The 15,148-nt window shown below is 47.3% G+C and carries 5 protein-coding genes; 4 read left to right on the top strand and 1 reads right to left on the bottom strand.

All coding sequences use genetic code 11. The annotated features are described in order from the left end of the window. Positions 1-41: 41 nt before the first annotated feature. The 4 genes from rffA to JOE49_RS03095 all read left to right on the top strand — a co-directional run bounded on the left by rffA (position 42) and on the right by JOE49_RS03095 (position 3,598). Positions 42-1,196 (top strand): dTDP-4-amino-4,6-dideoxygalactose transaminase, encoded by a 1,155-nt coding sequence (gene rffA / locus JOE49_RS03110; RefSeq protein WP_209940540.1) that lies wholly within the window; start codon positions 42-44, stop codon positions 1,194-1,196. Continuing rightward, positions 1,190-1,915 carry a GNAT family N-acetyltransferase gene (locus JOE49_RS03105; RefSeq protein WP_209940539.1) on the top strand — a complete coding sequence of 242 codons (726 nt, stop codon included), beginning with the start codon at positions 1,190-1,192 and terminating at the stop codon, positions 1,913-1,915. Before rffA ends, JOE49_RS03105 begins: the two co-directional genes overlap by 7 nt. 135 nt (positions 1,916-2,050) lie before the next feature. After that, on the top strand, positions 2,051-3,139 hold the full coding sequence (locus JOE49_RS03100) for a hypothetical protein (RefSeq protein ID WP_069080794.1): 1,089 nt from the start codon (positions 2,051-2,053) through the stop codon (positions 3,137-3,139). Between the two features lie 261 nt (positions 3,140-3,400). Beyond that, on the top strand, positions 3,401-3,598 hold the full coding sequence (locus JOE49_RS03095) for a cold shock domain-containing protein (protein ID WP_013312263.1): 198 nt from the start codon (positions 3,401-3,403) through the stop codon (positions 3,596-3,598). A gap of 159 nt (positions 3,599-3,757) precedes the next feature. Here the strand turns inward: JOE49_RS03095 and JOE49_RS03090 are convergent, their stop codons facing one another. Further along, positions 3,758-14,833 carry a DUF7507 domain-containing protein gene (locus JOE49_RS03090; RefSeq protein WP_209940538.1) on the bottom strand — a complete coding sequence of 3,692 codons (11,076 nt, stop codon included), beginning with the start codon at positions 14,831-14,833 and terminating at the stop codon, positions 3,758-3,760. Positions 14,834-15,148 lie beyond the last annotated feature (315 nt).

The raw sequence follows: 15,148 nt of genomic DNA, 5'->3' as shown, positions 1-15,148 counted from the left end.
CATGGGCTTTACCACATAATTTGCTGAAATGAGAGATGATAATGATAAATTTCAATATACCGGCAATCGTAGGCAAAGAAGGAGAGTATGTCGAAAAGTCATTTTCTAGTGGACATCTTTCGGGGGATGGAGAATTTACGCGTTTATGTGCAAACTGGTTTGAAAGAACTTTTGATGTAAAAAAAACATTAATAACGACTTCTTGTACACATGCTCTGGAGATGGCTGCTATTCTCTTGGATATCCAACAGGGTGATGAAATTATCATGCCATCTTATACGTTTGTATCCACTGCCAATGCCTTTGTTTTAAGAGGAGCTAAGATTGTATTCGTGGATATTCGACCTGATACTATGAATATTAATGAAGATCTTATAGAAGATGCGATCACAGATAAAACAAAAGCAATTGTCCCAGTGCATTATGCTGGAGTAGCTTGTGATATGGATAAAATTTTAGAGTTGGCGAATAGATACAATTTGGCAGTTGTGGAGGATGCAGCACAAGGGATTCTTAGCGAATATAAAGGAAGGAAACTGGGTACCCTTGGTCACTTAGGATGTCTCAGCTTTCACGAAACCAAGAATGTACATTGCGGGGAAGGTGGCGCTTTGTTAGTTAATGATGAAACATTTATGGAAAAGGCTGAAATAATACGTGAGAAAGGGACAAACAGATCTAAATTTTTTAGAGGTCAGGTAGATAAGTATACTTGGGTTGACATAGGTTCTTCCTACCTCCCTAGTGAACTAAACACTGCATTTTTAATGGCACAACTTGAGGCCTCAGAAATGATTACAAAGAATAGATTGGTTAGCTGGAATTTATATTTTAATCTATTACAGCCTTTGAGTGAATTAAATTTAATCGACTTACCATTTATACCTCTTAATAGTACCCATAATGCTCATATGTTTTATATTAAAGTAAGAGATTTAGAAATAAGAACCGAACTATTGAATTTTTTGAAAATACATGAAATCATGGCTGTTTTTCATTATGTGCCGCTTCATAGTTCCGAGGCAGGATTAAAGCATAGTTCATTTATTGGTGAGGATGCCTATACAACTAGAGAGAGCGAACGCTTAATTAGATTACCTCTCTATTTTAATATAAAAGAGTCAGATATAAATAAGATTGTAGATTGTATATACGATTTTTTTCGACAGTATAGTTGGAGGGATTTAGGATGCTAAGGCTTTTGCATTGGGATTCTATTTTTTTTGCTATGAATATGGCGGAAGTTTCTACTACTTCTCCAGTTACAAGCTCATATTTTCAACATGTGATAGAAAAGAATCAATTAGATTTTATACAAGCACTTTGTAAAATTGATGATATAACGACTATTCATTTTCTCGAAAATGAAAATTTCCACTTAGCGGATACTAAAGTAACATTTGAGACTAGAATAGATACTAATGCACAGAATAAAAGTTCTCTTGTATTAGCAACGGAGCATGACTTTCCTGTTTTACAAAATATGATGACTGGATTATTTAAGGATAGTAGATATTCTTGTTATCCACATATTTTTAATTTTGAAAAAGTGGATGAGTTATATAAACTATGGGTGAAAAAGTCTATTACTGGTGCGTTCGATGATTATTGTCTTGTCATTAAATTAAATGGAGAAATTATTGGATTTGTGACAATTAAAGAAAATCTAATAAATAGAAAGGCAAGAATCGGTCTTTTAGGAATTGATCTGAAACATCAAAACAATGGAATGGGCACGAAGTTGCTAACAGAATTAAAGGTGTTTCTTGAAAGCAGGCCGATTGAACAACTAGTAGTTTCAACACAAGGTCGAAATTACAATGCATTGAATTTATATATAAAGTGTGGTTACAGAATTCAAAAAATGGAAAGTTGGTATTATTGGACGAGGGTGCTGATCAATGCTCGTTCATAGATTCAATGTAAGATCGTCTAAGACGAAATCTTAGAATAAAGGATAATTAAGTATGTTATAGAATTAGTACATCATCCATAGGAATTATTTTCAATCTATGAATAATTTTAAATATTCTGAGAAGGGATGATGTTTATGAAGTGGGGAAAATACCTTTCTGGAATTTTATTAGCCATTTTAGTTTTAAGCAGTATGTCAATAGCTCCAGCCTCAGTTGAGGCCAGCTCATCAAGTTCAACGGCGAAGGATACTGATACGTCACTTTCGCTTAATACGACTCAAGCGCTGGAACCTACTAGCACGACTGAGGCTGTATATGGCGAGACTCTTAAAGTGAACAATCATCGGGTTACATTAATGTCTAATTTCAATGTGAACGGTGACCTCATGAGTTTCACTGATTCTTTAACGACAGCTGATCCAACAGATTTTTGGTTCTTTAACGTACCTACGGATAGAAGCATTCTGGCTCAGATCAAATCCAGTAATCCCAATTATAGATTTGACTTGTACTCGATTGATTGGAGCACGGGGACAGCAAGTTTGACGGGTTTTGGAGGAAAGGCCTCTGAATTGAAGTTTGCTACAGACTTAAAAGCAGGGGACTGGGGACTTCGTGTTACCTCCACAGGAACGGTAGGTGAAAGCTATAGTATCCACATGAATGCGGCCTCGCCAGCGGATACACCGATTAATGGTAAGGCGGCCAAGCTAACATCCTACTCTAACAATTTGTTATATACGGTCATTGAGTATCCAAACGGAGATATTAAGGTGAATGGGACCCAAATTGCCAATACAACGGTGACAAACCCGAATTTGGAATGGTCAAGAGAATTCAACTTTTCCAGTGGTGGCAGTTATTCTTCAAGGAGTCATAATGTATCAGATGTTCGGGTTAAAAGTATCACTACGCCTGTGAAGTATACCTCAAATTATGCAAGCTCTGATAATGCTGTTTTGATTGTTCTAAATGCAGATACGCTTTTTACCTATTTTGAATCTGCATATAGTTCTGGCAATCCACCGTATCACAGTTCCTCTTTTGTTGACACCAGTGGCAGAACTACGCCGAGACGCCTGGATTTTATTGATATGGCTGGAGATCCAGACATTCTTGTGTATGATCTGGATACAAAGAAAGTAATTGATTTTGTAAGTAACTTGAATTACTACTATGCAAAAGGAATTGAGCCCCAGCCAACGGTAGTTTACTATAATTAAGTAAAAAAGAAATAACAAAAATTTTCAATGTTTTTTTCCTAGGAGTTTCAAACGTTCACAAAGAGTTTACTATACTTGTATAGTAAACTCTTTTGCCTAATATACCATTTCAATCTATAGAAATAGATTGCTTTGTAAAATTGGAATAACTATGAATGAAAACATTATCAATTCCAATTGACAATGGATAACTTTGGGTGGTATAGTCGGAAATGTGGGCGAGAGCTTCACTTCATTTGATGACGAAGGGAATGTTAGTGCATGCAAGGTAAAGTAAAATGGTTTAACGCAGAAAAAGGTTATGGTTTCATTGAAACGTCTGACGGCGGCGACGTATTTGTACATTTTTCCGCAATTCAAACAGAAGGCTTCAAAACACTTGAAGAAGGACAAGACGTGGAGTTCGACATTGTCGAAGGCGCACGTGGACCACAAGCCGCTAACGTAACCAAATTATAATCATCCCCGGCATAGCCGACCTACATAATTGGTAAGATGGTTAGCAATGGATAACGCGCTAGCAACTGCCCTGGAAAATATTCCAGGGCTTTTTTATGTTTTCTAATTACATAAAAAAGCCCCTTACCCAGTGGTAAGGAGCTCGACACAATAGAACATTTACTCTAGAGAACCATCAAAGTCAGCCATCTCCACAAAAATGGTATTGGAGGAGGCAGATTGTTTCTCTACGCTTCCGTCTGGATAGCGGAATTGATATCGCAGGATGACCTGGGCGATCAGATACGCGCGGAGCGCAGATTCGATGTCGAAAGAAAAGACGATGACGGCTTTGTGGTCTGGGTCAAGCCGACCTAACGGAATACCTTGGAGCAGATTAGGATGCGGAAGCGGCACAGAATTCACGGTAACAGTTCGTAGCAAAATGAAATCTTCGGCTGCGAATGGTGCAGTGAGCAAGAGCTCTTCCAGCGGAGTATTGCCGATGTTTTCCACATGGACGGTGAAGGACAGGGTATCTTCTTGCCCGACACGCAAAGCGCTGGAGCTAAGTGTAAGTTTAGGAATGGCTGCAATAACGGTCACGCCGACGGTGTTGGTTTGGGTTGTTTCCTGGATGGTCTCTCCTCCACTACGACGTGAGGTATATTCGATGGTGGCTTGGTTGCTGAATGTTCCCTCTGTTGGTGCTTCACGGATTTGTGCCTGGAGCGTAAGGGTGAGCGTCTCCCCTGGTGCAATATCCGGGAGCGTGATACCTGCAGCGGGATTAGCCCCTGGCTGTGCTTTTTCTTGGATAGTTAGGCTGTTGGGTACATAAATGAGTCCATGCGGCAACGGGTCTGTGAACAGCGGATACTGTGCTGGAATTCCTCCTTTGTTTGTAATCTGAATGGTGAAGGTGAGTATGTCTCCTACAGAGGCATCCGTGGTATTCACTTTTTTAACTAATTCGAGCAGTGGGAATACAACTGGGATGGTAACGGTATTCGTAGTCAATGTCCCTGATACGACTCTTCCTCCAGGTAACATAAACGAGTAGGCAAAGGCAGCTTGATTTACGATGTAGCCAGATGGAGGCGTCTCCGATACGGTCACTTGATAAGTCAGTGTCAATGACTGTCCAGGTTCCACAGACCCCAGACTAACACCGACAGCAGGATCGGTTCCCAACAGTGATTGACCGTTCAACTGTATGCTGTCAGGAATCAATAGAGTCCCGGCAGGAATGAAATTTTGCAGTGTAACTTCGGATGTTACGTTGCCAAAGTTGTTGAGCAGTACCGTATAAGTAAGGCTTTCTCCTGCGATGGCCTCCGTATTTTCCGTAGAGATACTTGCGGCAAGCTGTGGATCAAAAACAGTTATAGTCACGGTGTTGCTGGTAACCTCGCTCGCACCCTCATTGCCAGCATATTGGAGCCGTACGCTATTGTTTAGACGTCCTCCGAGAGGCAGAGACTGAACGTTCACGCTGTAGGATACATCAATTGTCTGTCCCGCCTGTAAGCTGCCGATAAATAATGGTTCACCCGGCTTGCTAGAAGCAGGTGGAGAACCGTTAATTTTCAAGCTGTCCGGGTTTATGATGGTTCCAATCGGTACGTAATCGGCTAACACTACATCGGTAATGACTGAGCCTCCATCGTTAACAAGAGTCAGCTGATAAGGCACAGCATCGCTTAATGCGACAGTAGATACTGTTGTGCGTAGCACAGCTGACAAGGCTCCTTTACCAGTAGGGGCCACTTTAACTGAGACAGAAGGTGAAGCAGTTACCAAATTCATGCTTCGTCCGTCCGGCAGCTGGTAGGAGTAAGCCAGCGAAGCTTGATTCACCAGTGTGCCAGACTCGGAGGCACGAACGACAAGCGCGGAGAAGACGGAAGTCGTTTTTTCTCCTGGTGCGATGGTACCTAGGGCAATGCCTTGCCCTGGACTGACCCCATATTGAGGGATTCCATTAACCGAAACAGAGCCGGGAACAAAAGAAAGCTCCGATGGCAATGAGTCCGTTAACAAGCCAAATGCACCGATATTTCCCGTATTTTCTGCGACGATGGAATAGGTGATGCTTTGGCCTGGCTGTACGCTCTCCGTGCTGGCTATTTTCGTCAGTTTCACCACAGGCTGAAGTAAGGCAATGGTGACAGCATTGGACAAAACGGCACTCGCTTCTTCACTATTCGTGAGTAACAAGCGCGCCTGATTCGTACGCGGTCCTGGCTGTTCTGTTGCTGTGATACGGACATCAAAGGATATGACAGTCTTGGTATTCGCTTCTAACGGTGGCAAAGGTATGCCGGTGCCGGGATCGCTTTCTGCCACCGTAGATCCATTAATCTGAACTGAACCTGTAATAAACTCGATGTCCTCTGGCAAAGTATCCAGCAAACGGGCATCTTGCACGGTATTCGTATCCTCGTTGAGGATCACGAGTTCATACGTCAAGGTATCGCCAGTAGTGGCGAAAGGTGAGCTTACGCTTTTACTTAATGTGATGTCTAGCGGTGACACGGCAACCTCAACAATGTTGGATAAATGGAAACCGCCTGCCTCTCGCCCATCTGGTGCATTAAAGCGATAGTCTACCTCAGCCTGATCGACCAGTAATACGGTTGCAGGGATGGAAGACACCAGCACTTGGAAAGTGACGGTTGCCGATTGTCCTGGTGGTATGGCTGGAGTCGGGATGCCGGAAACTGGGCTTGCACCGGGAGCTGCAATGCCGTTAATCGAGACTGTGTTCGGAAGGAATACAGAGCCGTCCGGAATATTGTCACTTACAGTAGTTGAGGCTGCAATGTTACCCGTGTTGGATACGACAATCGTGTAAGTGATGATGTCTCCGACTGTGGCATTATTGGTATTGCTTGTTTTGACTGCTGTCAGGATCGGCTGGAAGACCGGAACGGTTATTACATTAGATGTTGAGCTACCAGTAAATGCCCCGCTGGTAAAGCTAACGGATGCCTGATTGTTTAATTGTGCCGGTGTGGGCAAGAAATCGACTCGAACCTGGAACGTAACAGTAGTAACAGCTCCTGGAGCGAGCGTACCGATGGCAATACCAAATCCAGGATTTCCATCAGGGAAGGAAGTTCCGTTTATGGTAACACTGCCATTTACAAAGGAGCTTCCCGCCGCAATCATATCTGAAACCACTATATTATTGGCTGTACTGATCCCATTGTTGGAGACAGCCAGTGTGTAGGTGATGATATCGCCAATAATGGCGTCGGTAGCCGCCGTTCCTTTGACAATGCTAACGTCTGGTGAGGATACAGAGATACTAACTGAATTGGATACCGCAGATCCGGATACAGTTCTGCCATCTGGTGGTTGGAAAGTGAATGAGCCTGATGCCTGATCAACCAGTACCTGTGGATTAGGCAGTGTATTGATAATGGTTTGGAACGTTACGGATACCGTTCCGCCTGGCAACACGGATCCAACTGGAACGCCAGCTTCGATGGACAATCCAGGTTGCGGACTGCCAGCAATGCTGACACTGTTGGCTAGGAAAGTCGATCCGGCCGGGATGTTATCGCTGATGGTAAGCGCTGCTGCAATATTGCCGCTATTCACGGCTGTAATCGTGTAGGTCAGTGTATCGCCGACGGAGGCGTTAAGAGTGCTGGATGCTTTAGTAATTGCAATTAACGGTTGGAACACAGGTACGATGAGTGGATCGGAAAAGGCAGTGCCAGTGAACGTTCCGCTAGTAAACGTGACGGCTGCAATATCTGTGAGCAGTGGTGGCTGCGGCAAAGACTGGACAGTTGTCTGGAAACTGACAACGAATGTATTTCCAGGTGCGACGTTTCCGATGGCAATTCCAGCAACCGGAGAGGCATTAGGGAAGGCTACTCCATCGATTAGGACACTGCCCGGAACGAAGGAGGTACCTGCAGGAATTGTATCGGTTACAACAGTATCTGTGACTGAATCCACGCCACTATTCGTGATGCTCAGTGTATATCTGATCGTATCTCCGACTACAGCGGCTGCCAGGCTGGATGTTTTAATCACCTGAATATTAGGTGCAGACACAGCAACGTTGACTGTATTCGATGTGACAGAACCGCTCAGTACTCTACCGTCAGGTGGTGAGTAGGTAAAGTCCGCTTGCCCTTGGTCGGTCAATATAGGCGGAGTTGGCAGAGACGAGACGATGGTTTGGAAACTCACCGCGATACTGCCTGAAGGAGCCAGAGATGCGAGTGCTATGCCTGTAACTGGCGAAGCTCCCGGGACAAGGATGCCGTTAACGACTACGCTGTTAGGCAGTAGTTCAGAACCTGCGGGGATGTTATCCGACAGCACAGGTATAACGGCAATATTTCCGGTATTAGTTAGCGTCAGGGTATAGACCAATGTTGATCCGATCTGTGTGTTGACGGTATTGACGGTTTTGGTCAGTCCGATGATCGGCTGATAAACGGGCAAGGTAACCGGATCGGATTGCGAAGACGAGGTCAACACGCCTGAAGTAAAGCTGACGGTCGCTTGATTGGTTATTTGCGGCGGTTGCGGCAGACTAACGACGGAGACCTGGAATGTAACTGCTGCCGAACCACCTACTGCAATGGTGCCCACAGGGATACCGGAGCTTGGCGACGCAGCAGGCACAGAAGTTCCATTTACGGTTACGCTACCCAAAACAAAGCTGGTGCCGGGCGGCAGTTGATCAGATACAACGGCATTGACGACTTGACTGATTCCGTTATTCGTAGCAATCACAGTATACGTAATGGTATCTCCGACTACGGCATCTGTAGCGGAGGCTGTTTTGATAACGTCCACATCTGGCGAAGAGACCGAGACGGTCACGGACGGAGATACTGCACTTCCAGTCAGGACACGACCATCTGGAGGTTGATAGCTGTAAGCTGCTGTCGCCTGATTGACCAATGTACCTGATGCAGGCAGTGAGGTAATGACTGCCTGAAAGGTCAGAGTGACAGTCGTAGCTGCACCTATGATACCTAATGGAATCCCGACACTTGGATCTGAACCGGGTGCGGCGGTGCCATTGATCACTACACTATTAGGTATAAAAGCAGCCCCTGCCGGAATGGGATCACTAAGTACGGTATCTGCGCCGATGTTTCCAGAGTTTGTAACGGAGAATGTATAGGTTACCGTATCTCCAATCGTAGCTCTTCCCGTTCCCGCGCTTTTAGTTACAGTGACGATCGGTTGATACACAGGGATGGTAACGGGATTGGATACAGAAAATCCGTTAAATGCACCTGAAGTAAAGCTGACGGTCGCTTCATTGGTAATGGACGCTGGCGAAGGCAGTGATTGTACGTTAAGCAAAAAGCGAATGGTGGCTCCGCCTCCAGCTCCAAGCGTTCCGACAGGAATGCCGTTTTGCGGGTTGGCTGTAACAACAGGAGTACCATTGATTGTAACGCTGCCCGGGACAAAGGCAGTTCCAAAAGGAATAGTATCCGTGACGATTACGTTAGTAACAGGATCGAGTCCGTTATTGAACGCAGTTATGACATAGGGAACAGAATCACCCACGACAGCGACAGCCACATCAGCTGCCTTTGTGGCTGTAACATTCGGTGATGAGATCGGAATGGATACAGGTAGGGCTGCACCATTTCCGGTCAGCGTTCGTCCATCTGGTAGCTGGAACGTATAGTTCACAGTGGCCTGGTTGGTTAGTATGGAGCCAGGTGGTACTGATATGACCACGGCGCTAAACGAGACGGTTACCGTCGCACCTGGGGCGACCGAACCGATATTAATGCCTGTAATCGGGTCTGCTCCGGGAATGGGCGAACCGTTGACCAGTACGCTATTTTGATTCAGACTAAGCGAGCTGGACAACAGATCAAGCACGACCGTTTCTGCGGGCGCGTTGCCGGTATTGGTTACAGTGATGAAAAAGCCAAGTGTATTCCCTACGGTTGCACGATCTGCACTGAGGGTATTGGTCACATTCAAGATTGGCTGAAATACAGGCAGGCTGACCTGATTCGAGGCGGATTGACCTGCGAAAGCCCCGGAATTAAAGGAGACCGTTGCCTGATCCGTTGACAAACCTGACGCTGGCAAGGATGTTACCGTTGCCTGGAAGGTGACCGTTACTGAGCTGGCAGCAGGGATAGTACCTACGGATACGCCTGTGGCGATGTTGGCTCCCAGTATAGTGACACCATTGACTTGTACGGAGTTAGGTATAAAAGTAGTGCCATCCGCAATCGGGTCGATAAAGACCGTCCCTGTTACGGGTGTAATGCCGCTATTTGCTGCGTTAATGGTATACGTAATCGTATCGCCGAAGGCTACAGAGGTCTGATTGACCGTTTTGGTTACGGTGACATTCGGATTGGATACGGGAATGAACACCGGATTCGATTGTGCGCTTCCATTTAATGTGCGGCCGTCAGGTGGCAGGAAGGTGAATGTGGCCGAACCTTGATTTAATAGACCCAGGCCAGCAGGGACAGCGTTAATGACCACTTGAAAGGTAAGGGCGACAGAAGCCCCCGCTGCAATGTTTCCGACCAATACCCCTGATTGGGGATTGGCTCCAGCAACAGGCAGACCGTTCACGGTGACGCTATTCGGTATAAAGGAGGAACCAGATGGAATGGCATCGGTGAAGGTGGCGGTCGCTGCTAGATTACCTGTATTTTGAGCAGTGAGTGTATAGACTACGGTGTCGCCTACCGTTGCTTGACTCGTATTTGCGGTTTTAACAAGACTGATAATAGGCTGGTAAACAGGGATGACAACTGTGTTGGAGAGTGATGTGAAATTCAGTGTACCGCTGGTAAAAGAAACTGTAGCCTGATCACTCAGCTGAGGTGGGTCAGGCAGGCTGTTGACAGACACGGAAAAGGTGACGGTTGTTGACGCACCAGCAGCGATGGAACCGATTGGAATCCCCGTTAAGGGGCTGGCTGACGGCAATGCCGTTCCATTTACAATAACCGAGCCAGGAACAAAAGTGGAGCCTGTAGGAATGGTATCGGTTACGCGAACATTTGTTACGGTTTCGATGCCACTATTGGTAGCTGTAATGGTATAGGTTATCGTATCCCCAGGAACGGCATCAGCTACCGAGGCGCTTTTGCTTACCTGTACATTGGGTGACGATACAGGGATTGTGACAATATTGGACGAAACATTGCCGTTAACAATCCGGCCATCCGGCGGTTGAAAGGAAAAGCTGATATTCGCCTGGTCGGTGAGTTGGGGAGGTAAAGGCACGGAAGTAATCACCACCTGAAAAGTTGTTTGAGTCGCGGCTCCAGGTACAATGGAGCCAATAGACAGACCTGCTTCGGGACTGGCACCGGGAATAGGAACACCGTTGACGACCACACTGTTCGGTACCAGTGTTGAGCCTGCGGGAATATTGTCTGTCAATGTGGCAGCAGCAGCAATGTTACCATTGTTGGTCACCGCCACAGAATACGTTACGATATCGCCAACCGTTGCCTGTATGGGATCTACAGTTTTACTGACAGTTAGCACTGGGGCATTGACGGCTACCTTCACCGGGTTAGATACTGATACGCCTGAAAAAGCACCGCTGGTGTAACTGGCACGCGATTGATTGGTGAGCTGCGGAGGACTTGGTAATGGGGAGGATACCGTTACCCTGAAAGTGATTGTAGCTCCCCCTCCAGCGGCAATGCTCCCAATTACGATACCTAAAGACGGATCTCCACTGGCTATTGTGGAGCCATTCAGCGTTACGCTACCGGCAGTGAATTGAGAGCCGGCCGGGATAGGATCGGAAACGACCACATTGCCCACGGTCTGGATTCCGTTGTTGAGTACGGTCAGGGTGTATAACACCGAATCACCCGGAATGGCCGTGAAACGGTCTGCAGTCTTCAAAATGGACACATTCGGCGCAGACACGGGAATGGATAACACGTTGGACGGTGTGCTATCTGTTCGCACTCGCCCATCGGGCAAGGTAAAGGAAATGGCGGCGGTGGCCTGGTCTGTCAGTTGGGATGGTGTTGGAAGGGTAGCCACTACAGTTTGGAATGTCAGTGTGATAGGGCTTTGCGGCGACACGGTTCCGATGAAAATACCTGCTGCTGGACTGGCTCCGGGCTGACTAACGCCATTGATTACCACGCTGTTCTCCATAAATGTGGACCCGGCAGGAATAGCATCTGTCAGCGTTACAGAAGCATTATAGTTGCCGCTGTTAGTGACTAACAATGTGTACAGAATCGTGTCGCCTATCGTAGCTGCTGTTGTATTTGCAGATTTGACCACACTGATACGAGGCTGATAAACCGGCACAGAGACGGTATTTGTCTGGGATGTTCCGGTAAAAGCACCACTGGTGAAGCTGACACTGGCTGTGTTTTGCAGCGGCTGCACGGATGGAACGGCATTGACCAGCACAGCATAGGACACCTGCACGGATGCGCCTGCGCCAATGGTGCCGACTGGAATGCCACTTCTTGGGTCGGCTGTGCTCACAGGTGAACCACCGACGGTTACGCTTCCGGGTACAAATGACACGCTGCCGGGGAGTGGATCGGTAATTACGGTGTTTGTGATGGGGTCAATTCCGTTATTAACGGCGTTCACGCTGTAGGTCAGCGTTTCGCCAACACTAACGGATGTGAACCCCGCAGACTTGGTTACTGCTACGTTGGGAAGCGAAATCGATACGGAAACAATATTGGAGAGAAGCGAGCCCGACAGGATTCTTCCGTCTTGCAACTGATATGAATATTGGAGCAGGCCCTGATCGTTTAATCCACCCCCGGGTGGTAGCGAATCCACTGTCGTCCGGAATGAGACTGTAATTTGTGCACCAGGGTTTACGGTGCCTACTGAAATTCCCGTATTAGGATTGGCGCCTGGCACTGAGGACCCGCCGACAATGACGCTTCCGGGAATAAAGGTGGAGCCTGTCGGTACAGTTTCCGTCAAGGTCGTGTTTAATACGGCTGTTCCGGTATTAGCGATGAGAAATGAATAAGTAATCGTCCCGCCAACACTGGCACGGTTGGAGCTGGCGCTTTTGGTAATCGTCGGCGCTGCAATAACGACAGGTATGGTTACAAGATTGGACAATGATGATCCGGTAAAGGCCCCGGAAGTGAAGCTGACAGTTGCACGATTGTTGATCTGTGCAGGAGAAGGCAGAGAATTAATGGCTGCCCGAAATACAACCGTAACCGATGCGCCTGGAGCTAAAGTGCCGATCGGAATACCGTTCACAGGTGTAGCAGTCGCAGAAGCAGTTCCGTTCACGGTGACGCTACCAGGTACAAAGGCAACTCCGCTTGGCAGCGGATCGGTAACGACTACATTGGTCACATTGGCGATTCCGTTGTTTGTGGCGGTTATGGTAAATTGAACAGTCTCTCCGACTGCGGCTGCCGCCAGGGAAGAGGCTTTTGTCACGGTCACATTTGGTGAGGATACGGGAATGGTGAGCGTGTTGGACGTCCCGCTTCCGTTCAATATACGTCCGTCAGGCGGTGTGAAGGTATACGTGTAAGCCGCCTGATCGGTCAAATTACCAGAGGCGGGAACCGCGTTGACGAGGGCCTGGAAGGTCACGGGTACAGTAGCACCTGTATTAATCGTTCCTACTGAAAAACCAGTAGCGGGATTGGCAGCAGGCACGGAAGAACCACCAATGGTCACACTGCCCGGTATGAAGGATGATCCGGCGGGAATGCTCTCCGAAAAGCTGAGATTTGCAGCAATGCTGCCCGTGTTGGATATCTGAAACGTGTACGTAATCGTATCTCCAACTGTAGCAGCCGTTGTATTGGCACTTTTAACAATTCCAATAACAGGTTGGTAGATTGGTGTACTGGCAGTGTTGGACGGAACGTTGCCAGAAATGACAGGTCCTCCAGGCACGGTTTGGAAGGAAAAGGATGCCGATGCTTGATTGCCCAGCTGGGTGTTTGCTGGCAATGAAGTGACGGTTGCACGGAATGTAATGGTCACCGTGGAAGCAGGAGCTACACTGCCCACTGTGATACCTGTAGCGGGATTGGCTGTTGGCTGGGCTGTGCCTGCGACAACAACACTGCCGGGTACGAAGGTAGCCCCAGCTGGTATGGTATCGGTAAGTACTGTGTTGGAAGCACTGACGAGCCCCGTATTCGAAATGTTAACTGTATAGGTCACTGTATCGCCAATAACCAAGCCTGTAGAGCTGGCAGTTTTGGTCAGGGTCACCAGCGGAGCATTGATATCAATTTGAATGGCATTGGCATTTACAGTGTAAATGTCGCCATTTGTTGTCAGCTGGAGGACGCCTGTAGTTTGGCTGTTGAGCAGCGTGGAGGAAATATCGACATTGGTAATGTCCCAGCCTTGCCGTCCACCCGTGACCTGCGTTCCAGGTGCTCCATTCACGGCATTAGTTGTACCGAAGGTCCCCGTCGTGACCAATGTACCGTCGTCTCCGTTAATTTGGGAAGCGAAAAAATTAGTCGAAAAATTATTAGGCCCAGACAGCGCAGTCAAACTCGATGTGGTAGGTCCAAACAACGCACGGTCACCCGTAATGTCCACGTCACCCTCTTGGGCGCTAATCAGCGCCCTACCACGCAAAGTCCCCTGTACGGGCGTGGCAAACCCACTCACAACCACATTGACCGAGCCTGTAGCAGTACTGACCCCTTCACCACCAACACGTAGCGACAGGTTACGGAAGGGCAGAGATGGGTTATTGTACACCACAGCCAGCGTCCAGCCGGCATGGTTGGTGTTGGTGGAATCGGGAACTGTGATGGTGCCCGTCACATTTCCGACCGTGTATGCCCCTGCACCGCCTTGAATGACCAGATTTGTGACATTCGCTGTTCTCACATAGGTACTGAGACTGGTGACGTTAACTGATGTTGCCGATTCAGGGCTGACTGTAGTAGATAAAGCAGGTGTCTGAAATGTGACCGGGTTGCTGGCGCTGGACAATACATTGGTACTGCCGTTGGCATAACTTCCTCCCCAAATAAGCTCAGCATACAGCACCGTACTGCCCGCAGGGAGCACAAGGAATGCTGTCGATGAGTTACTGGTAAAGGCAGAAGTCGTGCCAAATGGATACGTACCGAAGCGAGAGGCTGTATTAGTTGTGATGAACGCGCCAATGCTGGTCGCTGTTCCCGGCACTCCTACCGAATTAGAGCGTGCCAGCCCAAGTGTATTCCCTATAAAGGTGACAGCCCCCGTCTGGTTCGTTACGTAACGCTGAATAAAAGCCATGGATTAGCTTCCTACTTTCCATCTCTTCCAAATCCGTTATCTTAGGATTTTCGTATAGGAAGAGCCAGCTAGGCTGGGTGTAATAATCCTTTCGTATAAATTGCCTGCGTTATAACCAGGCCTTGCATATCGCACACGCCCATGTACCTAATCCAGCGGGAAAAGGCCACCCCCTTTTTCGATAAAATAGCTTAGCATGAAGCCCGAAATAGTTGTTTGTCATGACGTCAGCGGGGCAATATTTATATATGCACTCATTATTCACATATGTATGCAAGTCAATTTTAAACATACCTGTTTTCAAAGAATGACGTT

The organism is Paenibacillus sp. PvR133 (genome assembly GCF_017833155.1).
GTDB classification, from domain to species: domain Bacteria; phylum Bacillota; class Bacilli; order Paenibacillales; family Paenibacillaceae; genus Paenibacillus; species Paenibacillus polymyxa_B.
The sequence above is the reverse complement of the archived record's forward strand: the minus strand, read 5'-3'. Positions and strand labels throughout refer to the sequence as shown.